At 36.0% G+C, this 24,012-nt stretch carries 24 protein-coding genes; all 24 read right to left on the bottom strand.

The window, feature by feature from the left end; all coding sequences use genetic code 11:
* Positions 1-3: 3 nt before the first annotated feature.
* Positions 4-885 (bottom strand): aspartate carbamoyltransferase catalytic subunit, encoded by an 882-nt coding sequence (locus LAU42_RS04470; protein ID WP_224184489.1) that lies wholly within the window; start codon positions 883-885, stop codon positions 4-6.
* Between the two features lie 11 nt (positions 886-896).
* Positions 897-2,207 (bottom strand): uracil-xanthine permease family protein, encoded by a 1,311-nt coding sequence (locus tag LAU42_RS04465; protein WP_224184488.1) that lies wholly within the window; start codon positions 2,205-2,207, stop codon positions 897-899.
* Between the two features lie 107 nt (positions 2,208-2,314).
* Positions 2,315-2,839 (bottom strand): bifunctional pyr operon transcriptional regulator/uracil phosphoribosyltransferase PyrR, encoded by a 525-nt coding sequence (gene pyrR / locus LAU42_RS04460; RefSeq protein ID WP_224184734.1) that lies wholly within the window; start codon positions 2,837-2,839, stop codon positions 2,315-2,317.
* 155 nt (positions 2,840-2,994) lie between these two features.
* Complete coding sequence (locus tag LAU42_RS04455; protein ID WP_224184487.1) at positions 2,995-3,900, bottom strand: RluA family pseudouridine synthase; 906 nt, start codon at positions 3,898-3,900, stop codon at positions 2,995-2,997.
* A complete protein-coding gene (gene lspA / locus LAU42_RS04450; protein ID WP_224184486.1) occupies positions 3,887-4,378 on the bottom strand; it encodes a signal peptidase II in 492 nt (163 codons plus the stop codon). The genes LAU42_RS04455 and lspA overlap by 14 nt, the downstream gene beginning before the upstream one ends.
* A gap of 148 nt (positions 4,379-4,526) precedes the next feature.
* Entirely contained in the window at positions 4,527-7,268 is a 2,742-nt protein-coding gene (gene ileS, locus LAU42_RS04445) for an isoleucine--tRNA ligase (protein ID WP_224184485.1), read from the bottom strand.
* 254 nt (positions 7,269-7,522) lie between these two features.
* Complete coding sequence (locus tag LAU42_RS04440; protein ID WP_224184484.1) at positions 7,523-8,095, bottom strand: DivIVA domain-containing protein; 573 nt, start codon at positions 8,093-8,095, stop codon at positions 7,523-7,525.
* Positions 8,096-8,111: 16 nt separating this feature from the next.
* Positions 8,112-8,882 carry a YlmH family RNA-binding protein gene (locus tag LAU42_RS04435; protein WP_224184483.1) on the bottom strand — a complete coding sequence of 257 codons (771 nt, stop codon included), beginning with the start codon at positions 8,880-8,882 and terminating at the stop codon, positions 8,112-8,114.
* An 87-nt stretch (positions 8,883-8,969) separates the two neighbouring features.
* Positions 8,970-9,263 carry a YggT family protein gene (locus tag LAU42_RS04430; protein ID WP_224184482.1) on the bottom strand — a complete coding sequence of 98 codons (294 nt, stop codon included), beginning with the start codon at positions 9,261-9,263 and terminating at the stop codon, positions 8,970-8,972.
* Positions 9,260-9,775 carry a cell division protein SepF gene (locus tag LAU42_RS04425; protein WP_224184481.1) on the bottom strand — a complete coding sequence of 172 codons (516 nt, stop codon included), beginning with the start codon at positions 9,773-9,775 and terminating at the stop codon, positions 9,260-9,262. Before LAU42_RS04425 ends, LAU42_RS04430 begins: the two co-directional genes overlap by 4 nt.
* A gap of 9 nt (positions 9,776-9,784) precedes the next feature.
* Positions 9,785-10,447 carry a YggS family pyridoxal phosphate-dependent enzyme gene (locus LAU42_RS04420; RefSeq protein ID WP_224184480.1) on the bottom strand — a complete coding sequence of 221 codons (663 nt, stop codon included), beginning with the start codon at positions 10,445-10,447 and terminating at the stop codon, positions 9,785-9,787.
* Positions 10,437-11,231, bottom strand: coding sequence for a peptidoglycan editing factor PgeF (gene pgeF, locus LAU42_RS04415; RefSeq protein ID WP_224184479.1), 795 nt, complete (start codon positions 11,229-11,231; stop codon positions 10,437-10,439). The genes LAU42_RS04420 and pgeF overlap by 11 nt, the downstream gene beginning before the upstream one ends.
* A 66-nt stretch (positions 11,232-11,297) precedes the next feature.
* Positions 11,298-12,431, bottom strand: a complete 1,134-nt coding sequence (gene ftsZ, locus LAU42_RS04410) for a cell division protein FtsZ (RefSeq protein WP_224184478.1) — start codon at positions 12,429-12,431, stop codon at positions 11,298-11,300.
* Positions 12,432-12,464: 33 nt separating this feature from the next.
* Entirely contained in the window at positions 12,465-13,835 is a 1,371-nt protein-coding gene (gene ftsA / locus LAU42_RS04405; RefSeq protein ID WP_224184477.1) for a cell division protein FtsA, read from the bottom strand.
* Positions 13,836-13,956: 121 nt separating this feature from the next.
* Entirely contained in the window at positions 13,957-14,844 is an 888-nt protein-coding gene (locus LAU42_RS04400; protein WP_224184476.1) for a cell division protein FtsQ/DivIB, read from the bottom strand.
* Positions 14,845-14,854: 10 nt separating this feature from the next.
* Positions 14,855-16,183 (bottom strand): UDP-N-acetylmuramoyl-L-alanine--D-glutamate ligase, encoded by a 1,329-nt coding sequence (gene murD / locus LAU42_RS04395; protein WP_224184733.1) that lies wholly within the window; start codon positions 16,181-16,183, stop codon positions 14,855-14,857.
* Positions 16,184-16,192: 9 nt separating this feature from the next.
* Positions 16,193-17,161 carry a phospho-N-acetylmuramoyl-pentapeptide-transferase gene (gene mraY, locus LAU42_RS04390; protein ID WP_224184475.1) on the bottom strand — a complete coding sequence of 323 codons (969 nt, stop codon included), beginning with the start codon at positions 17,159-17,161 and terminating at the stop codon, positions 16,193-16,195.
* Positions 17,162-17,199: 38 nt separating this feature from the next.
* Complete coding sequence (locus LAU42_RS04385) at positions 17,200-19,455, bottom strand: penicillin-binding transpeptidase domain-containing protein (RefSeq protein ID WP_224184474.1); 2,256 nt, start codon at positions 19,453-19,455, stop codon at positions 17,200-17,202.
* Positions 19,442-19,810: a cell division protein FtsL gene (ftsL, locus tag LAU42_RS04380; RefSeq protein WP_224184473.1), complete on the bottom strand. Its 369-nt coding sequence runs from the start codon at positions 19,808-19,810 to the stop codon at positions 19,442-19,444. Before ftsL ends, LAU42_RS04385 begins: the two co-directional genes overlap by 14 nt.
* A 12-nt stretch (positions 19,811-19,822) precedes the next feature.
* Positions 19,823-20,755: a 16S rRNA (cytosine(1402)-N(4))-methyltransferase RsmH gene (gene rsmH, locus LAU42_RS04375; protein WP_224184472.1), complete on the bottom strand. Its 933-nt coding sequence runs from the start codon at positions 20,753-20,755 to the stop codon at positions 19,823-19,825.
* Positions 20,756-20,764: 9 nt separating this feature from the next.
* Positions 20,765-21,196, bottom strand: coding sequence for a division/cell wall cluster transcriptional repressor MraZ (gene mraZ / locus LAU42_RS04370; RefSeq protein WP_224184471.1), 432 nt, complete (start codon positions 21,194-21,196; stop codon positions 20,765-20,767).
* A 250-nt stretch (positions 21,197-21,446) separates the two neighbouring features.
* Positions 21,447-23,033: a bacillithiol biosynthesis cysteine-adding enzyme BshC gene (gene bshC, locus LAU42_RS04365; RefSeq protein ID WP_224184470.1), complete on the bottom strand. Its 1,587-nt coding sequence runs from the start codon at positions 23,031-23,033 to the stop codon at positions 21,447-21,449.
* 156 nt (positions 23,034-23,189) lie between these two features.
* Entirely contained in the window at positions 23,190-23,363 is a 174-nt protein-coding gene (gene rpmF / locus LAU42_RS04360) for a 50S ribosomal protein L32 (protein WP_224184469.1), read from the bottom strand.
* A 22-nt stretch (positions 23,364-23,385) separates the two neighbouring features.
* Positions 23,386-23,898, bottom strand: coding sequence for a YceD family protein (locus tag LAU42_RS04355; RefSeq protein ID WP_224184468.1), 513 nt, complete (start codon positions 23,896-23,898; stop codon positions 23,386-23,388).
* Between the last annotated feature and the right edge of the window lie 114 nt (positions 23,899-24,012).

Raw genomic sequence — 24,012 nt, 5'->3', positions numbered from 1 at the left:
CTCCTATCGATTATTTTCTATTACTTGACTTAAAATACTCATACGTGTAAACACACCGTTTTCCATCTGTTTAAATATGCGTGACTTCGGTGCTTCCACTAAGTCGCTATCAATTTCTACATCTCTATTAACTGGTGCCGGATGTAAAACGATTGCAGTATCCTTCAGTTGATCATAACGCGCTTTCGTAAGTCCGAACTGCGCATTATAACTTTCTTTAGAAAAACCTTTATTTGTATCTCCGTGGCGTTCGTGCTGAACACGAAGTAACATACATACATCTACTTTATTAATAACATCATCGATATGCACATACGAGGCAGGTAATGAATGATCCTGCCAAATTTCTGGGGCTACAAATTTCACATTAGCACCGAGATTCGTTAACGCGTAGTAATTACTTCTTGCGACGCGAGAATTTAATATATCACCACAAATGATGATTTCTAATCCTTCAAATTTACCAAATTCTTCATAAATCGTCATAAGATCCAGTAAACATTGCGTCGGGTGCTGGCCACTTCCATCACCACCATTGATAATCGGAATATTTAAACCTTCAAGCTGTTTATAATATTCATTTTCTGGATGTCGAATGACAAGCACGTCACAACCAATAGCCTCCAGTGTCTTACATGTGTCATATAAACTTTCACCCTTTGAAACACTTGAAGTACTCGTATCAAACGGAATCACTTGTAAACCAAGTTTCCTTTCAGCCATTTCAAATGAACATTTCGTGCGTGTAGAGTTCTCAAAAAACAAATTCGCCGTAAAAATATTGCCACAATGAAGCGTTTTGCCATTCTTTAAAGCAATCGCACGATGAATCGTGTCCATTATATCCTGATTTGATAATGCTGTTATTGAATGTAGATGTTTCATTTTTCCACCCCTTAATATTCTTCGTATACTTTCGATTCCGGTAATATCGCATTAAGTAAAATACCTGCAAGCGCCGCTAATGCCATACCTTCAATATTTAAGTTAATTTGTCCGAAAGAGAAGTCAAGATGTGCTTTACCGATACCAAGTACTAATATGACGGAAGCGATAACTAAGTTACGCTTATCTCCAAAATCAACTTTTGATTCCACTAACATTCTGAGTCCGCTTGACGCGATAATACCGAATAATAGTATAGACACACCGCCCATAACCGGTGTTGGTATACTTGATACTAATGCAGTAAATTTCCCAACAAACCCAAGAATTAATGCAAGGACTGCAGCGCCTCCGATAACCCATACACTATAAATTCTTGTTATTGCAAGTACGCCGATATTCTCACCGTAAGTCGTACTCGGTGGCCCACCGATAATTGAAGCAACCATTGTTGAAACTCCGTCACCGATTAAACTACGGTGAAGCCCAGGATTTTTGAAGAAGTTGCGTCCGACAATTTTGTTTATAACGACTTGGTGTCCGATATGTTCACTTACAGTTACAAACACGATTGGTAACATAATTAAAATCAGCATCCAGTCAAAACTTGGTGTGTAACTTACGAATGGTACATGCACATCAGGCAGCTGGAACCACTTTGCTTTTTGTATGCCACTGAAGTCAACGACACCTAATGCTAAAGCTGTAATATATCCTGTTATAATGCCGATGAGCACTGGAATAATCGATAAAAACCCTTTAACCAAAACAGAGAAAATAATGACCGTTAAAAGCGTTACAAATGCGATGAATAAATACTTTCCGCTGTAGCCTTCCATCGTTCCACTGTTCGTATACATCGCCATATTCACAGCTACAGGCGCAAGCCCTAGTCCGATGACCATGATAACCGGTCCTACAACAACTGGTGGTAATAATTTCAGCAACCAGTTTACACCGACAAATTTAATAAGTATCCCAATCACTACGTACATTAATCCACTCATGAAAAGCGCCATAAGCATTTCGCCTAAACTATGCGTTTTTAGACCGACAATAATAGGCGTTATAAACGCGAAACTTGATCCGAGATAAGCAGGTATCTTTCCTTTTGTAATTAATATGTAAAGCAATGTTCCAATTCCTGATGCAATGAGTGCTGCTGAAACAGGTAAACCTGTCAGGAAAGGCACGAGAACTGTTGCTCCAAACATTGCGAATAAATGTTGTGAACTGAGTAATAACCATTCATTTGCTTTCGGTTTTTCATGTACATCTAAAATTGGTTCTACTGTTCTTTCATAAATCTCTTCGTTTGTCATAATATCCCTCCATTTTATAAAAAAAAGTCTCTTTGCGTATGCAAAGAGACTTAAGTGTCCGTAATCACTTAAACCCTTTGCTGGTCTCTCGTACCAATTTAAAAGGATTATTTAATATATACTTGTGTTTTATCGTCAATTTCATCAAGCGTTACTACGATTTCCTCACTCAGTGCAGTCGGAATATTCTTTCCGATAAAGTCTGCACGAATCGGAAGTTCACGATGTCCTCGATCAACAAGTGTTGCTAAACTAATACGTTTTGGACGTACATGGTCGAGCACTGCATCCAGTGATGCACGCACTGTTCTACCTGTATACAGTACATCATCTACGATAACAACATGCTTGTTGTTCATATCAGTATCAATCGTGTATGCAATCACATCCTGTGATACGCGGTCTGTAACGTCATCACGATATTGTGTTACATCCAGAACACCGGTCGGTACAGTAATACCATCGATTTTCTCAATTTTAGACTGAATACGTTTCGCAAGATAAATACCACGCGTTCGAATGCCGAGTAAACATAGGTTTTGCGCACCCTTATTATTCTCTAATATTTCGTGCGCAATGCGTGTTAAAGTTCTATCGATTGCTTTATCATCTAGAATTACACGTTTATCCATCATTTTCCTCCTAAAAAACCTCACGTCAAATAGACGTGAGGTTTTCTCGACGCCTTATAAGCCTCTCTGGACTTATTTAAAAGCTTAACGTGATTTATTTAAATTAATACTAACATTCTGAACGAATTTGTCAATCATAAAAGTAAAATTACACTTTACTTTCTTAACTTTCTTAACAATTCCTCAAAGTATTCAGGAAGTGGTGCTGTTCTTTCAATATATTCTCCAGTTACAGGATGTTCAAATCCTAATACACCAGCATGTAACGCCTGACCACCGATATCCATCGTTTTTTTCGGTCCATATTTAGGATCTCCTACTAATGGGAATCCGATATGCTTCATATGTACACGAATCTGGTGCGTTCTTCCTGTTTCAAGCACACATTCAACGAGTGTATATTTATCAAATGTTTCAAGTACATTAAAATGTGTAACAGCATTTTTTCCGTCATCAACAATTGCCATTTCCTGACGATCCTTCTGATTTCGTCCGATTGGCGCATCTATCGTTCCAAATTCGTGTGGAATAACGCCATGCACAAGTGCTGTATATTTACGTGTTACTGATTTATCAACAAGTTGGTCTACTAAACCACGATGCGCAATGTCATTTTTAGCAATCATTAATAAACCTGACGTATCTTTATCGATACGATGCACGATACCTGGTCTAATTTCTCCATTTATTCCTGATAGATCCGTAATCGCATACATTAATCCATTTACAAGCGTGCCATCCGGATGCCCTGGTGCAGGATGAACAACCATCCCTTTAGGTTTGTAAACAATTGCAACATCTTTATCTTCATAATAAATTTCAATGCCTAAATCCTGCGCTACTAAATCGATTTCTTCTACCGGTTTTTCTGTAACTGCGATTTCATCATTTAGTCGCAATTTGTAATTAGATTTAATCACTTTCCCGTTAACAAGTACTAAATCATTTTTAATCCAGTCCTGAATTTGACTGCGTGACCAATCTGGGTTTGCATCTGCTAAAAATTTATCGATGCGTAGCCCAACTTCTTCTTCATTTATTTCAAAATTATATGTTTCCATGTTGTTTCTCCTCTTTTTGGTTAAATAATAGTTCATAAAGTAAAATGAATACACCAATCGTTAAACAGCTATCTGCGACATTAAATATCGGAAAATCATAATTAATGATTTTCGTATCAATAAAATCAACGACATTACCACGGAATAATCGATCAATAAAATTCCCGATAGCACCAGCAAATATTAACATTAGTCCCGTTTGCATCAATAAATGATTCCCCGCTTCCTTAATATAGAAATAAATTAATGCCACTAAAACGATAACCGTAATAATATAAAAGAACACCATTTGATTCTGCAGCATCCCCCATGCAGCACCATAATTACGGTGCGATGTAATTTTTAAAATATCTCCGATTACAGGAATGCTGTCCCCAACGTCCATCGTTTTTACGATAATATATTTTGTCCCTTGATCTAATATAATAAAAAAGAACGATAAAATTGCCATAGGTACAACGCGATATTGTTTCTTCATGTTTTCACTCCAATCTTTGTTATTTTAACACATTATTATCTTCACGTCTTCAAACTTATAGTTTACATAATATTGTTATTATAAATAAAAGTTTTAAGTAACTCTTTTAAAATAAAAAAGAAAACCAGGAATTCTCCTGGTTTTCATTCTAGTCTTCTAATACTGATAAACATCTTGGACAAACATGAGGGAATGCATGGCTTGCATCTGTTAACTTTTTAGAGTAATTCCAGCAGCGTTCACACTTTTCTCCTTCAGCATGTTTAACGAGTACATTACTCAGTTGATAATCTTTACCTTGCGGTGAATCAACAACTTCCGCGTGAGATGTAATAAATAATTGATGTAAATTATCAAACGATTTTAGTAGCGCTTGATCTGCTTCATCTTTTGCATGGATGTATACAGCTGCTTCAAGTGATTTACCGATAACTTTTTCGTTACGCATTTCTTCGATTGCTTTTAATACGTCATCACGAATTTCAAGGAAATGATCCCACTTCGCAATTAAATCAGTATCTACTGTTTTCACTTCAGGCATATCAGCTAAATGTACACTTTCTTCAGTTACGTGAGGTGTATGACTCCAGATTTCATCAGCAGTGTGCGGAATAATCGGTGCTAACATTTTTGTCATTGACATTAACACTTCATAAATAACTGTTTGCATACTACGACGAATATGGCTGTTTTCACCTTCGATATATAAAATATCTTTACCGTAGTCTAAGTAAAAGTTACTTAATTCTACGTTAATAAAGTTTTGTAATTCCTGATACATGAATAAGTAGTCATTATTTTCGTAATGTTTATGTGCATTATTGATAAATGCATATAATTTATTCAGCATAAACTGATCAATCTCTTTAAGTTCAGCATATGGAACGCTATCCGTTGCAGGATTAAAGTCATTGACATTACCTAATAAGAACTTAAATGTATTTCTGATTTTACGGTAAACTTCAGATACTTGTTTTAAAATATCATCAGAAATACGTACGTCCGCTAAATAGTCAACAGACATAACCCAAAGACGGATAATATCCGCACCCATTTGTTTCACTACTTTTTCAGGTAGAATCGTATTCCCAAGAGATTTACTCATTTTACGTCCTTGACCATCCATTACGAAACCATGTGATAAAAGTTTTTTATATGGTGATTTCCCACGTGTTGCAACAGCTGTCGTAATTGAAGAGTTAAACCAGCCACGATACTGGTCACTACCTTCAAAGTATAAGTCTGCCGGGAATGATAATTCAGGGCGCGCTTCTAATACACCACGATGTGATGAACCTGAATCAAACCATACATCCATAATATCTGTTTCTTTCGTGAAGACGCCATTTGGGCTACCTGGATGCGTGAATCCTTCTGGTAATAAATCTATTGCTTCTCTTTCGTACCAAACATTTGATCCGTGTGCTTCAACTAGTTTCGCAACATGTTCAATGACTGCTTCATCCATAATAATGTCGCCATTTTCTGCATAAAATACAGGAAGCGGTACACCCCAAGCACGCTGACGTGAAATTACCCAATCCCCACGGTCACGAATCATGTTGTAAATACGTGTTTTACCCCAGTCTACTTTAAATTCCGTTTCTTCAATCGCATTTAAAATATCTTGACGTACTTTGTTAATTGATGCAAACCATTGTGGTGTCGCACGGAAAATTACAGGTTTTTTCGTTCTCCAATCATGTGGGTACGAGTGTTTGAAGAAATCAAGCTTCAATAAATGACCTGACGCTTCAAGTTTCTCCGTGATTACTTTATTCGCTTTATCATAGTACATGCCTTCGAACTCTCCAGCTTCGCTCGTGTATACACCTTTTTCATCTACTGGTGAAATAACGTCTAATTCATATTTCTGACCTACGATAAAGTCATCTTCCCCGTGTCCAGGAGCTGTATGTACACAACCTGTACCTGCATCTGTAGTAACGTGATCACCTAAAATTACTAATGATTCACGGTCGATAAAAGGATGACGTGCTTTTACGAATTCTAATTCAGAACCTTTAAATGATTTTTCAATTTGTACGCTTTCTTTATCCCAACCAACCGCTTCACATACATTATCAAGTAAAGCTTGTGCTACGATATAAGACGCATCATTGACACGTACTTGTACGTAATCTAAATCTTTATTTAATGCGATTGCAACGTTTGCTGGCAACGTCCATGGTGTTGTCGTCCAAATAACGAATTTTGCATGTGCATCTACTTTTTCTTTGCCATCTAACACATCAAAAAGAACATAAATTGATGGTGATACTTTATCCTGGTATTCAATTTCTGCTTCAGCTAATGATGATTCACTTGAAGGTGACCAGTAAACTGGTTTTTTTCCTTTATAAATATATCCTTTAGCAGCCATTTCACCAAATAAGCGAATTTGTTCAGCTTCAAACTTTTCCTGTAATGTAATGTAAGGATTTGCCCAGTCTCCGTTTAATCCAAGACGTTTGAAATCATTACGCTGCATATCAACTTGTTCTAATGCATATTGACGACAAAGTTCACGGAATTCAGCAACAGACATTGATTTACGATCAACGCCTTTTTTCGTTAATGCCGTTTCAATCGGAAGTCCATGCGTATCCCAACCCGGAACAAATGGTGTATAATATCCTGTCATTGATTTATGACGCACGATAAAGTCTTTAATAATTTTGTTTAATGCATGTCCCATATGAATCTGGCCATTTGCATATGGTGGTCCATCATGAAGAATATAAGGCGTTTTACCTTCGTTTTTTTGAGTAATTTTTTTGTATAAATCTTTATCTTCCCATTCTGCCTGAATTTGAGGCTCTTTATTCGGAAGACCTCCACGCATCGGAAAATCAGTTTTTGGCATTAATAACGTATCTTTATAGTTCATATCCATTCTCCTTTAATAAAAAAAGTGAGCACATAATCATTAATCAGGACGACAATTGCCGCGGTACCACCTGGATTAACTCATACAGAGCTCACTTTAAATTTATTGTATTTTTTTAATTGCAGACTGATCTGATTAAAGTCATTATGTCGAGGCTCTCACTATCCCTCGTTCGCTTTCATAATGCGTCGTTAATCCGGTTCTGCGTATTTGTTAATCATAATATTAACATGAAATATTAAAAAACGTAAGTGTTAGTTTTTTGAACTTTCATTTTCTGTTAATGAACCGCCACCTTGATTTTCTGTAATTTGTTCATCAGCTTGCAGTTGTTGGTTCTCTTCTAAAGGACGTGTATCAAGGTCATAGTTCAGTAAGTAATCCCAGTCTTCATTTTTCAGCAGATCAAGCTGTGCCTGTACAAGCAACTGAAAACGCGATCTGAAAATTTTTGACTGACGTTTCATATCTTCTGTCTGGTATGCGATTTCACGTGCTTTTTGCATCGCATCGTTAACGATAACGTCTGCATGGCTTTTTGCATCTTTAATAATAACATCTGCCTGCATGCCGGCAGCAGCTTTTATTTCATCTCCTGCGCGTTGTGCCACTAAAATAGATTCAGAGATTGTATTTTCCACGCTTTTGAAGCGATTGATGTTTTCATCTTTATCAGCAATCAATTGCTCAAGCATTTTTTTCTCACGTCTTAATGTTTCTAGTTCATTGCTTAATTCTTCAAGATAACTTCTGACTTCATTTTCATTTAATCCTTTATGAACGACATTAAATTGCTTTAACTTAATTTCTTCAGGACTATATTTCATATTTCCACCTCATAAATTAGTTGAATAATGTTTTATATGTAATGCGATATTTTTGTTTCTTCGTTAAATCACCAATTTCAATAAGTTGCGCACGACCATATCCTTTAATAGAAATCGTATCGCCAGATTCAAGTACGAAACTTACTTTGTCTATTATAACATGATTTACTTTAATTTTGCCTGCTTCAATATGTTTTTGAGCAACAGCTCTTGATTTTCGCATCATTTCAGAAATGATATTATCAAGCCTTAAACTTGAAACTGTTGCATCAAATGATTGATACGTCTCTACAGGATTCGTCAATGCATTTGGATCAATTTGAATGAGTTTTACAGATGAACTTTTTAGTTTCGTTAAATGCTGCTTAATATATTCGTTTAAATGCGTTGCAATAACGATTTGAATCGTATCACCTATTATAATGTCCCCAAGGTATTCACGTTTGAATCCGAGTTGCATTAACGCACCTAAAACATTACGATGTGTTAACGTCACAAATTTTTCAGCATACTTTATTTGAAATGCACTGACTTCAAAATCTTCATCCTGAAGAACGTAATAATACGGATAAATTAATGCACGCATGCGCTCTCGTTCCCCACTGCCTCCAAAAAAATGGACATGTAATTCCGTTCGATTTACGAGCGTTGTGAGTATAAATTGTTGACGAGGATCCAGGAAATGTGTCAACATCGGTGCATACTGACTTTCAGCTTGTGCAACGAGCTGTTCAAGCAACTTTACCGTTTCAATCTCTTCTTGTCTGAAATGCTGATAAATACTCATAATTTTCCTTTCTTAAACGTAATATACCGGCTGTAGTTACGTACTGAGTGCTATTGCACGTGATCGCTATCTACTGGCCGGTAAATGTTATATTAAGTTACTTAAAATTAAATTAAAAATGGCTGAAAGTCCTACCATAAAAAATCTAAACACAATTAACGCTGCAATAGAAGAAATATCAAACATCCCAAGTGGCGGAATGACTCTTCTAAAAGGGTCAAGTATTGGTTCGTATACTTTCTGCATCATTCTACCAACTTTAGATTCTCTCGCGCCTGGTAACCATGACATAAAAAAGTATATTATCATACCCCAGTATAATATATTAAGTAATGTCATAATCGTTTTAAATAAATATAGCACAATCATAAACGTGTTCATTCAATACCCTCATCTTCCGGAGCATCAAGCATTTCTGTTATAGAACCTGCAACCTCCACATTATCCGGTGTGCACAGGAATATGTCCTGTCCAATGCGCTGAATATCGCCACCGATTGCATAAACTGTTCCACTTAAAAAATCAATGATGCGCTTCGCCGAAATTTTATCAATTCGCTGTAAATTAACGAGCGTTGCACGACGATTTTTAAGTTCATCTGCAATATCCTGTGTATCGGAAAATACACGAGGCTCAAATAAACATACTTTTGAACTTACATTCACTGTATCATTATGCATATTTACCACATTCGCTTTCGTCACTTTTTCTTCATTCACTTTCACTGTTGGTTTACTTTGTTTTTGAAAATTTTCTTTACGCACGACTTTACTTTGTTGTGTCGGCTCTTTAGGTGCCTGTTTTTTATATGGTGTTTCCGACTTTGTTTCCTCTACATATACTTCTTCTTCATCATATGTAAAAAATCCTTTGAATACATCTTTAAATGCCATAATATCCTCCTATCCGACTAACTTCGTACCGATGCGAATAAACGTTGCACCTTCTTCGACTGCAATCGTATAATCATTACTCATCCCCATAGATAACTCCGTACATGGTGCATATGGAAGCTGTTCTGACTGAACATTTAACTGAAGTGCTTTAAGCGCTTTAAAATAACTTCTCAAATCTTCATCTGTCGCATCGATAGGTGCCATTGTCATAAGCCCAACTACACATATACGCTCATAATCTGCTAATGCACGAATAAAGTCAAGTACTTCTTCCTGCTTTAATCCATGTTTTGAAGCTTCATCGCTTATATTCACCTGCACAAAACAATTTATCGTTTTTTCTGCACGTTTGTTTATTTCCTTCGCTAAAGACATGCGATCTAAAGAATGTAGGTAATCGACATGATTAATCACTTCTTTAACTTTACGTGTTTGCAGTGTACCAATAAAATGCATCGAAACACCAGTAATCGCACTCTGTTTTTCAAGAAATCCTTCTATTCTATTTTCACCAAGATGCGTAATACCTGCGTCAACTGCTTCTTTAGCACGGTCTATTGTAACATATTTCGTAACTGCAATAATAGTCGGAGCTTCATTACGTTCTGACTTTTGTAATGCAGATTGAATTTCAGTCTGAATTTGCTGTAAGTTGTGTTTAACGTCCATTATTCTCCCTCTTTCCGATATATGCTAGCATTCTTCCAGTCTGCCCTTTTTCAGTTCTGTAAGAAAAGAAATTTTCGATTGATTGTGCTGTACAATAATTTGAGATATGAATGTGACTTTCGAGTATACCACTATTTAGTGCGATACGCTTATTAATTTCCTTTAATTCAATCTCATATTCCCCTTCGACTGCTGTAAAACAATCTTCTAAATTTAAGTTTAAGTTTAAAAACTGCTGTTTAATATCTTCGTTCACATAATACGCTGCACCGTTAATAGATGGGCCGATAACGACGTGAAGGTGATGCGGATCCCCTGCATATGCTCGAATTAACTTATCCGTGATTAAACCGACTGTTCCACGCCAACCAGCATGTCCTAATGCAATAAAGTCATCGACTTCACTGTAAACATATACCGGTACACAATCGGCAAAGCACATTGTTAATAATACCTCTTTATTATACGTATAAAGTCCATCACAATCATTTAAACCTTCGTTTAATTGAGAAATATTCGTGCCTCTATCTTTTTTAGAGACATATTCAATATTGTTGCCATGTGTTTGTATCGGAAAAATCCACGTTGACGTATCCATATCAATTTCTGCTGCGACACGTTTTTGGTTTTCCGTTACATTCTCACTAAGATCGTTAATATAACGTGCCATATTCAATGATGCTTCTGGATATGCACTGACACCACCATTACGAGACGTTATTCCGATGATGTATTCATCATCTCTAAAGTTAAATGTGTTTACTTTGCGTTTGAAGATATCCATTATTTCCTCCTAAATGAAAAAGGAGTGAACACGAAAATGGTCCACTCCTTATAAGTTCAAATCTTATTATCTTCTTGAGCGACGTGTTCTTGAACCACGATCACGGATAAAGCTCGGTACATCCAGACCTTCTTCATTTGATTGACGCTCTCTAGTTTCCTGTACTGGCGTTTCTTTACGCACTTCACGTTCCTGAACTGGAGCAGAGTGACCAAATGTGCTTGCTGGTGACACTGAACGTGTCGGTTTATCGTTAAATCCTGTCGCAATTACAGTAACTACGATTTCATCTTGTAATTCAGGGTTAATTACAGTACCGAATATCATGTTTACATCTTCATCTGCTGCATCCTGAACAATGTCTGCTGCTTCCTGTGCTTCAAATAATGTTAACGATTCGCCACCAGTAATGTTCATCAGTACCCCTTGTGCACCTACGATAGATGTTTCAAGTAATGGTGATGAAATTGCTTTTTTAGCAGCTTCAATCGCACGGTTTTCTCCGCTTGATACACCGATACCCATTAATGCAGAACCTTGGTTAGACATAATAGTTTTAACGTCAGCAAAGTCTAAGTTTACTTCACCTGATACTGCGATTAAATCAGAAATACCTTGTACCCCTTGACGTAAAACGTTATCTGCTTCTTTAAACGCTTCCATCATTGGTGTTGATTTATCAACGATATCTAATAAACGATCGTTTGGAATTACGATTAATGTATCAACAGCTGCTTTCATTGCTTCCACACCAGCTGCTGCTTGTGTTTGACGCTTACGACCTTCAAATGAGAATGGACGTGTAACAACACCTACAGTTAACGCACCCATTTCTTTAGCAATCTTTGCAACTACAGGAGCTGCACCAGTACCAGTACCGCCACCCATACCAGCAGTTACGAATACCATATCCGCACCTTGAATTGCGTCTTCTATTTGTTCGCGAGATTCTTCTGCTGCTTTTTTACCAATTTCAGGGTTAGCACCAGCGCCAAGTCCACGCGTTAATTTCTCACCGATTTGAATCTTTGATTCAGCTTTAGATAAGTTTAAAGCTTGGCCATCCGTATTAATCGCAATAAATTCTACGTTGTTCATTCCGTGATCGATCATTCGGTTTACAGCGTTGTTACCGCCTCCACCTACACCGATTACCTTTAAAGTTGCTAAGTGATTAAAGCCTTGTTCAAATTCTAACATTGTTTTTCCTCCTAATATTATAAATGGCCAATTTTAATCAAATAATGATTTCATTATCTTTTTCATTACACTTGGTTTTTCTTCTTCATTGTCAATCGTTTCAGACGATTGCGCTGATTGATGTGTATCTTCTTTAGAAGTGTACACACTTTTTTCAACTGTGTCTTTTTTACGTTTAAATAATCCATCAAAAGCACTTTTGCGCGGCTCAGATTCTGCCGGCACTTCTTCACTTTCAGAAGGTACATCATGATTATTAATTGTAACATAATCTAATAATTCATCAAAGATAATACCACTATTAATCGTTGAAATTGCAGATGTAAATTCAGGCTTTCTTATCCCCATCTGCTGTGGAACATGAATTCTTACTTTTTCACTTACCATATCCGTAAGTAGTTCTTTAATACCAAGTAAGTTACTTGAACCACCTGTTAAAACAAATCCACCATTAATTTTATCTAATCCCATTTCCTGTAGTAAATCAAAAACTTCAAGGAAAATTTCTTCAACAGTACCTTCAATAACATCACTTAAATCTTTCTGGCTGAAAGCAACAGGTGCTTCAGCATCAATTTGCGTAACGTTGAATACGTCCTGTTCGCTTGCTAAGTCATAAAACGCATGCCCATATTGTTCTTTTACTTTCTCAGCATCGTCAAATGAAATATTTAAAGCTTCTGCGATATCTTCTGAAATTACACTTCCTGCCATCGGAATATGATCTGCATCAAATAATGTCCCACGCTCATAGTATGCAACTTGTGTTAACTGGTCACCGATGTCAATAACACATGTTCCTAGTTCAACTTCAGTTGGTGTTAATATATGCTGATAGTTATATGCATCAGAATATACATCAAGTACATGAACACCGCAACTTTCCACACATTTCAGTATGTTAATCAGTACGCTGCCTTCCATCGTTATAACACCAGCATCTACTGATAAACTCTGAGTTGCAACCATTTCTTTCGGATCAGACACTTCATGCAGGTCATCTACTTTAAACATTTTTGGATAAACACCGATAATTTCGATGTCTTTCGCACTGTTTTTAGCACGGATACCATCTAATACATCCTCGACATGTTCTCCAGTAATTTCAGTAGACGTGCCATCAAACTTAATTTCATGAACTACATCATGAATTTCTGAATAAATGATTGGCATTTTTAAGAAAACATCTTCTATCTCTATGCCTGATGCAATTTGTGCTTTCTTAATTGTATCTTTAATCGCATGTTGTGCGACATCAAAGTCGTCTATCATTCCGTTTTTAATACCTGTAGTAAAAGTCTGGCCTGTACCTATCACATTAATGCCATTATGAAACTTTTCTCCTACCACTACTTTTACACTCGATGAACCTATATCTACAGAAACGTAGTAATGTTCTTCCATCGATAGGCACCCCCTAAACACATTTTATTCAATCATACACTATTCTTATTATAGACATAATTTAAAAAACTATAAACTATTTTATGAATTTTATACAATTTTTTTTGAAAATTGATACTTATTATTGTTCTGATTTAATTTGATTTAACTCTTTTTTAAGTTTTTCAACTGATTTTTCTAATTCTGCTTTATCCTTCTCAGAGTTTTTTTCCATTTCTTTTTCAAGTTCCAGTCTTCTTGCTTCAGCCTTCTTTGATTCATATGGAATAAATACAGCCCCAACTTCAAGGTCTATTATGCCCGGTTTTAATATACGCCCCTGGCTATCTTTCTTTAATTTACTTGCCATACCTGGAAAATAGTTCAGCTTATCATCAATCGTACGCATATCACCAATCACTTCAAGTCCATTTTTCATATAAAACTGAACACGGTTTGTCGCTTCTTCCTTCGGGATGAAATTAACTTCTGAAATTTGATTAATAATTTCTTCCTTACTCGTCGACAGCACTTTAACAAGTTGATTAAGCGCTTTAGAACTGAAATTATTCAGTACTGGTACATCTGATGGTCGATCAAATTTTACTTTGTGTAAGATTTGCCCATTTTCAAGTACTGGATGATACGAATCATCATCTTTTACGACACCAAGTACTTTATATTCCTCAACTTCAATCGCTACTATATTCGGAAAATAACGGTGAACGGTTACACTCTTAACACCATCTAAGTATTCGATACGTGATACGATTTGATTTTTATCAAGACTGTAAATTCTCATATTTTTTGTAATGCCCGACTGTTCTTTAATCGATTTCGAGCTGTTTATTGTCGTATCGTTTACAGAAATTGATTTAACGTAGCTTATATTTGAAAACATATAAAATAATATAAGCGCAACAATTGCGACAATCGCTAGAAATATCGTCAACTGGATACGTTGCCTTCTTTTTCTTCTTTTACGTCTTGCAGTATCAAATTTTGGTGCGTGAATTATTTTATCATCCATAATTTCACCTCTAAATTAATTTCACTTGGCCGATAAAGTGTTCTCCTCGCACTTCGTATGTTGGATATTGATCCCAGCTTGCACACGCCGGACTTAATAATACGACGTCTCCATTTGTTGTATAAGTTGTTGTTTGATGTACCGCATCTTTTACGTCATCACATTGTGTATATGGAATATTGTGCTGTTTCGCAAACGCAATAAGTTTTTGTGTCGTTTCACCGAATATGTACATACGTTTAACATGATCTACGTGCGCATCCAGGTCTTCAAACCCATTACCTCGATCTAATCCTCCTGCCAGCCAATGAATCGGCTGTGTGAACGAATCAAGCGCAAATGTCGTCGCTAACGTATTTGTTGCCTTGGAATCATTGTAATACTTAACACCATTAGTTTCAGTTACAAACTGAAGACGGTGCTTTATGCCTTCAAACGTTGTTAATGTCTTAATAATACATTCATTATCAAGATTGAATAGTTTCGCTGCAGCGATGCTCGACAGTACATTTTCCAGATTGTGTTTACCAGGTAAAACAACATCTTTTACATGCATAATAAATTCATCAAGGAAGTAAATTTTATCGTCTTTAATATAAGCACCTTCAACGACTTCGTCCGCTGAAAAATAAACAATTTTTGATTGTATATCATAGTTATTCAATAATTCACGCTGCTTATAATTAAATATTAAATAATCAGATGAAGTTTGATTTTTAGTAATATTAAACTTAGCTGATACGTAATTGTCCTGACTCCCGTGATAGTCCAGATGTGCAGAATATATATTTGTAATGAGTGCGATATGTGGTCTGAATTTATTTATACCCATCAATTGGAATGATGACATCTCCATTATTAAAGTATCCGCTTCCATGGCATTTTGTGCTACTTTAGAAGCGACGAATCCAATGTTACCACATAATAAACCGTCTTTCTCACTATGTTTAAACATATCTCCTATTAAAGATGTCACTGTTGTTTTTCCATTTGTACCTGTAATACCGATAATCGCACCTTCATTAATTTCATATGCAAGTTCAACTTCTGTTATAATCGGAATTTGTCTTTCATCTGCTGCTTTTAGTAATGCAACTGTATATGGAATACCAGGGTTTTTAACTATTAATGAAGTGTTCTCCAACAAACTAATCGGGTGTGCTCCACTTACAACATTAATCCCCATTTCAGTTAATGCTTTATATGCATCAGTGTGCGTCACATCCTGACTGTCATTAACCGTAACGATAGCACCGAGTTGATGGAGTAATTTCGCTGTTTCAAAACCACTTTTCCCGAGACCTAACACTAATATGTGCTGTCCTTTATATTTACTGATTGCTTTCATTTAATTCACTCCTAAATAAATTCCGATAACACCCGTAATAATACCTACAATCCAGAATACCGTTACAATCTTCCATTCGCTCCAACCGACCATTTCGAAATGATGGTGCAGCGGACTCATCTTAAATATGCGCTTTCCTGTCAATTTGAATGACGTTACCTGCATCATGACAGATAAAGTTTCAATAACAAATACAAATCCGATTAAAATTAACGTTAGTTCCTGATTCAGCATAATCGATACTGTAGCAATAACACCACCAAGTGCTAGTGATCCTGTATCACCCATAAATAACTTTGCTTTGTTTTTGTTATAAAGTAAAAATCCACATAAACTTCCGATAAGAATTGCAAGGAAGAAACTCATTGCCGTAGCACCTTGTAACTGTGCTAAATAGAAATAACAGCCGAATGCGATTATAGATAGGCCGGTAGCAAGACCATCCAATCCATCCGTTAAATTTACAGCATTTGAAAATCCAACTTGCCAGAATACGATGAATACAACGTAAAATACTGATAACGGAATTCCTGAATCTGTAAACGGAATGTTAATTTCATTACTTAAAGTAAGTAATCCTAAAACATTACTTACTACGTAGAATAACACCGCAATGATAATCTGGAAAAGAAACTTCTGTTTTGATGTTAAACCTTGGTTATTCTTTTTTACGACTATAATATAATCATCAACAAATCCAATTAATCCAAATCCAAGTGTAACTAAAATGAGCAGGATTAATGGGCCATTATCTTCTACAAACATACATGCAACTGCACTAAGTACGATCGTACTAATTAAAAATGTAAGGCCTCCCATAGTCGGTGTACCGCTTTTAACCATATGACTCTTTGGTCCTTCCTCCCGAATAGACTGACCAAATTTCATTCTTTTAAGCAACGGGATAAATAACGGTACTAAAATCGCAGTAAGTACGAAAGCGATAATTCCAAAATAAATTTCATTCATAACATTCACATATCAGTTATACTGATTTCCTTTCTTAATTAGTTCGTTGATTTGTTATTTTTATGTTCAGCTTCAATTTGTTTTTTCAGCATTTCTTTTTCCTGTTGTAACTTTTCATTGAGAACATCTTTATATACTGGAGATTGTTTGATTGGATCCAATGAATCCAGCTCTATCTTCAGCTTATCACCTTTTTTGATTGCTGTCCCAGGATCTATAGATTGTTTTACCGCATAGCCGCTTCCTTTGAAGGATATCTCTATGCCGGTCAAAGTTTTTAGCATCAATAAATCACGTTTACTCCAGCCGCTAACATCAGGCATTGTAATATTATCATCAGTTAATATAAAAACTTTGTCATCTTTTAATAATTTTGTATCTTTAACGGGTAATTGCGCTATTACTTTTTCGCCTTTACCGATCTGTATAGGCATAAGCGATGCTTTTTCAAGCTTTTCAATCGCCTTTTCAGTCGCATCCGATTCCGTGTCCGGTGCATTAAATACGAGTTGTTCTTTTGCTGACGCTTTAGAACCAACATTTAAATATTTGAGTGTGTTCTCCATTAACGGTTTATATCCTTTAGAAACTCCAAGCGCATATGCTTCAGCATCATTTTTTTGTGCAAGTGACATACCATAATATATTACGACTTTCGGATCATTTGCGGGGGCATGTCCCATAAAACTAACCATATATGGATTGGCGCCTTGCACATAGCCTCCTTTTTCAGTATCAGGCACTTGTGCTGTTCCCGTTTTACCTGCAACTTTATAATCATCAAGACGATAATTGTATGCATGCATTTCCTTACCGTAAACAACATCATAAAGCTGGTCCATCGTCTTATGTGCCGTCGTTTTCGTAATCGGTTTGCCGACGATTTCTTTTTTCCCTTTATAAATCAACTGTTTATCCTGATCTTTAATCGAAGAAACGAAGTAAGGTTTGAGCATATTTCCATCATTCAACACTGCGGATTGAGCCTGCAGCATTTGTGCAGGTGTAACAGTTGTTGACTGACCGAAAGCACTAACTTTCTGACTCAGTTCGTCCCCCCATGAAATATGACCCGTTGCTTCTGAATCAAACAGCGAATGCGTCGAACTTCCAAAACCAAATTTTTCATAATAAGTTTTCATCTTATCAATACCGACTTCGTCCTGAAGTTTCATCATTAAAACGTTTGAAGATAACTGGAAACCTCGGTTCATTGAAATCATTCCCCAACCAACGTCATTCCAGTCTGAGATTGTGATTCCATTAATATCTCTTTCACCTGACTTGTACTTTTCTTTCGGATTAAATTTATCTTCCTGTATTGCAGCTGCCAGACCAAATGTTTTAAACGTTGATCCTGGCTCATACGTATTCTGATATAAATCATTGGCCCATTTTTCCCCAAACCCTTCTCGCGTTTCCGGATTAAATGTTGGGCGCTGACTACTACCTAGAATTTCACCAGTTTTTGCATCCATAACGACCGCAAAAATATCTTTCGGCTTATAACGGGCCACCATCATATCTAGTGAATCTTCAACGAATATTTGTATATTTTTATCAATTGTCAGCTGAACATTATCTCCATTTTGTGCTGGAATAACATTACCTGACTTCGGTAACACGTAGTTCCATATATCCTGTTTAAAGGTCGTTTTACCTGGTTTACCTGCTAAATACGTATCGAAGATTTTTTCAGTACCAAGCATACCTGTCATTACATTCGTATCACCATTCTTCTCTGCTAATCCGATTAAATGTGATGCAAAGTTACCATTTGGATAAAATCGTTTTTTCTCAGAGAAAAATGTTAATCCTGGCACATTTAAGTTTTGTATTGACTGTTTCTGTTCGAACGTCAAATCTCTCCCGGCTTTACCAAACTCAACCTGGAACGCCTTTTTATTACTTAATACTTTGTAAATCTCTTTTTCTTTCATATCGATTATTTTTGATAATGCTTTTGCAGTTTTCTTTTTATCAACAACATGCTTCGGTTTTTTACTACCTTTTGAAATGCGTTCATCAAGTACTGCAACAAGTTTATATGATTCGATATCCTCAGCTAGAATCTGGCCATTACGATCTAAAATTTTCCCGCGTTCAGGTTGATTCACGATATTACGAACATACTTTTCACTAGCGCGCATTACAAGATCTTGCCCACTGGATTGCCCTGTCAGCATAATAAAGCTATATTTAAAAATCAATGAAAAAAAGAGCAGTCCGAATAGCATAATCAAGAGGACTGCTCCTATTTTGTTTTTCTTAAGTTTTAATCTACTTCGTGACATTATTCTGCACTACCTTTACGTTATCGTTTTTCAAGCTTAATCCGTAAGATTTTGCTTTACTGTAGACACGTTCATATGATGATTGCTTCATCACTTCTGAATTTAATTCCCCATTCACACTTTGCTGATGTACTATTTCACCTTCTACTGCAGCAATTTGTGTATTCGTTTGATACGCATCGTATTTCAAAGATAGCATATAGATGCTGACAAACGCAATCAATGACACTAATGTTAAGTAAATAAATTTCTCTAATCTTGAAAGAGAAACAACATGAGTTTTTGATACCGATTTTACTTTAACTTGCTCATTGACCTGATTGTAATAGTTTGAATTAATATACTCTACTGCCATGTTGTCACCTCTTTATTTTAAAATTTCTACTACTCTTAGCTTAGCGCTTCTTGCTCGATTGTTTTCTTTTAATTCCTCTTCTGATGATGTGATTGGTTTTCTTGTAATTTTTTTAAGTTTCGGTTGATACTCAGGAGGGACAACAGGAAGGCCACGAGGAATTTCCGGACCTTTACTATATTCTTGGAACACTTGTTTACATAAACGATCTTCAAGTGAATGGAATGTAATCACTGAAATACGTCCACCTGGTTTGACACAATCGATTGCTTGCTCAATTGATGTTTCAAAGGCACCGAGTTCGTCATTTACAGCAATACGTATTGCCTGGAAAACACGTTTAGCGGGATGACCACCAGTTCTCCTTGCAGGTGCCGGTATTGCTGATTTAATAATCTCTACTAATTCTGTCGTTGTTTCAATCGGCTTCACTTCACGTTCTGCCTCAATTTTTCGTGCTATTTGTTTAGAAAACTTCTCTTCACCATATCGAAAGAATATTGATACAAGTTTCTCGTATGGCCATTCATTAACTACCTCATATGCTGAAAGTGGTTGAGATTGATCCATACGCATATCAAGTTTTGCTTCTTGATGATAACTAAAACCACGTTCACCAATATCGAGCTGAGGACTTGATACACCTAAATCGTATAAAACTCCGTCAACTTTTGCAATATTTAATTTACTTAAAATAGAAAATAAATTGCGAAAATTATCTTTTACGAAGGTAACTTTATCTAAATGGTCTTTCAAAATGATGTGTGCGTTGTCAATTGCTGTTTGATCCTGATCAATAGATATTAATCTTCCGCCTTTAAGTTGCTGAACAAGATAAAGACTATGACCTGCTCCACCTAGCGTACAGTCAACATAAATGCCATCTGGATTAATATTAAGCTGATCGACTGTTTCTTCTAATAATACGGTTACATGATGGAACATAATATCCTCCTATAAATCAAAATCAATTAAATCTTCAGCGATAGTCTCAAATTCATCTTCTGTTGCTTCATAAAACTGCTGCCACTGTGCACGATCCCAAATTTCAATGCGACTCGAAACACCGACAACTGTTGCTTCTTTCGATAAGCCCGCATACTCCATTAAATGTTTCGGAATATTAATTCGGCCTTGCTTATCAACTTCAACTTCAACAGCACCTGAGAAAAACATACGCATAAATTTTCTAGCGTCTTTTTTTGTGAGTGGTAATGCTTTTAATTTCTCCTCAATGATTGCCCACTCATCCAGCGTATAGCCGAAAAGACATTTATCAAGGCCACGTGTAATTACGAAATGTTCAGTTAATTGTTCGCGAAATTTAGCAGGTACAATCATTCGTCCTTTTGCATCCAGTTGATGCTGAAATTCACCCATAAACATTCCGTTTCACCTCGCCTTAACTATAATTTACCACAATACCCCACTTTCCTCCACTAATTATACAAAACTTTTTACAACTTTTTATTTTGTATTTTTAAACAGTAGTGAATTCAAGATTTTCAATGTTTTCACATAGTGGTGACATGTGGGGGAATGTTTATTAATATAGATAATATTGCGCATAAAGTGGTGACATTGGATAAACTAACAAAAGAACCACAACAGAATAACTTCTGTTGTGGTTCTTTTGTTAGTTACTTAATAGAATAATATGTTCATATTGATATTGGTCAAACGCATTCAATACATCATCAAATATATGGATGCCGTATCGGTTCATTATTTGTACCGGATGCATAACACGTTCCTGCAGACCATCTGGATTGAGTTCGTTTTTAATTTTTGTAAAATGTTTGAGCTCAGTTGTATACTTTCTTTTTATTTCTTTACGGTATGCTTCAAGCATATAATCAAACTGTACTTTATGATGCGCTACATTCGATTTTGCAATATGTGCTAAAGCACTATCACCCGATTGTATTAATGATTCATATGACGCTTCAAGTTGCGTTTCTATCGCACGTATTTCCTGTTCGACCATATAGTTTTCTTTCGTTTTTAAAAATGTATCAACATATTCATCAATGCCGTTTGCGAATAATCCTTCAAGTGAGATGTCGTAGCGTGTAATAATTTTCTCAAGCTCCTGCGTCATATATGTTATGCGCATACGGGGTACTACTAACGGCATTTTTATTTGGGCGTATTCAAAAACTTGTGTTAATTCTCCCCAATATTTTATTTCTGAAGGGCCACCGATAAATGCTAAAGTATTAAATACACTTTCCTGCATTAACGGACGCGTTACGACATTGTTTGATATACGCTCTGGTTCATGTTTTATAATTGCAAGCACTTCTTCCTTGCTTAAAGCAACGCCTGATTTCGGCAATATATATTCGTTACCATCAAACTTTAACAGCTGACGCATGCCATCATATTGTAAAAATAAATGTACATTCGTATCTGTAATTATTTGTCGTTCTGAAGTTAATTGTTCAAATGCATTCTGTCCATTACGAAAAGCCGCATCTATTGCTTCATGATGTTCAAACTGCCACTTTAATATATGTCGCTCTAATGCACGGAGCGGCTTATACTGACTATCAATAAATAAGACTCCATGTGATTTAAATAACGTCTGAAGTATGGATTTAAAGTGTTCCGTCCAGTAACCCGGAATATCGCGCAGCTTCTGATATATTACTTTCGTATGTTCTGTTTCACCGAGCAGTGTAAACATTTTATTAAGCGCAGTCATATATGCATCTCGATCAATTTGAACATTCGAAACAGAATCGGTTACTTCCTGCTTTGAATAATATTTCACGCGATGTATAATGCTGTTTTCATCATATACATTCGCATGATTAACTTCATCAAAGTCATGGTCTTCACCAGCTATCCAGAACACTGGAATGACTAGCTTATTAAGTTTTATTGATTGCTCTTTCGCCATCACGATAATTGAAATAATCTTATGAATGGTATATAGCGGACTTACAAATAAGCCTGCCTGCTGACCCCCAACAACAACTTGATGCCCTGATTTTAAAGCTTCAATATTGTTTTGCTGCGCATCTGAAATGTCATCACCAATATATGACTGAATAACATCTCCTAACTGACTTTCTAAACCGTTGCGAGCGACCTCATTTCTCTCTTTGAATCCTGATTCATTCAGCACATAATGATAGAACGGTTTAAAGTCTTCTGTATGTATTAAACGGTCAATAAATGATCCTTTGCCGTCTTCTATTTTTTTATATTGTTTCACAGTTATTCACACCTCACATATAATCAATATTCAGTATAAAGTTTATATTCATAAAACACAATTTAACGGCTTGAAAAAAAGCAAAATAAAAAAGCGTTAAGTTTTGACAATCAAAACTTAACGCTTCAGCAATAGTCAAGACGATGACTATAATTATTATTTAGAAACTACTTCTTTACCATTGTATGATCCACATGCTGGACATACGCGGTGAGATAACTTCATTTCTCCACATGATGGACATGCTACCATACCAGGCACTGATAATTTGAAGTGTGTACGACGTTTTCTTTTTGCTGTTTTAGATGTTCTTCTAAATGGAACTGCCATTGTTTTTGCCTCCTATCACTTATTATTCAGACATACTGTCTTTTAAAGCTTGAAGTTTCGCTAACCTAGGATCAACCTTAGGTAATTCCTCTTCTAATTGACTTTCATCAATAACTTCCCAACCGTTACCTTTCATTGATGTCAGTTCAACATTATCCTTTACCACACGTGCAGGCTTGTTGAGTACGACTAATTCCTGGATAACAGGTTTAAGGTCAATCACACCATTCTCTAATGGATGTCTGTTATCTTCATAGTCAACTTCAAATTCACTATCATCAAAATATTCTATCGATTGGATATCAAACGGAACGATTACATCTTCGAGAGATCTCGCACAAGTCATAACGTAATGACCTGTCAGATGTAAGTCTGCGATAACTTCATCAGACTTTGGTGTCAGCTTACCTTCAACACGAATTGGAGATAAATCGACTAAGTCCAGACTTTTGATTAATTCATTTAAGTTGATTTCTGAATCAACTGACAAAGCATTATCACGATGCTTTCTTAGTTCAGTTAATGACCATTTCATATGGTTTCACCTCTTACAAACACAAAATTTATTCTACACTTTATTCGTATACTTTGTCAAGATATTTTCTTAACAGATATATCTGTTACAATGTAATTATATACGCTTATAAGG

Origin of the sequence: Macrococcus armenti, assembly GCF_020097135.1 — a bacterium.
Lineage (GTDB): Bacteria > Bacillota > Bacilli > Staphylococcales > Staphylococcaceae > Macrococcoides > Macrococcoides armenti.
This window is presented reverse-complemented; position numbering and strand designations above follow the sequence as displayed.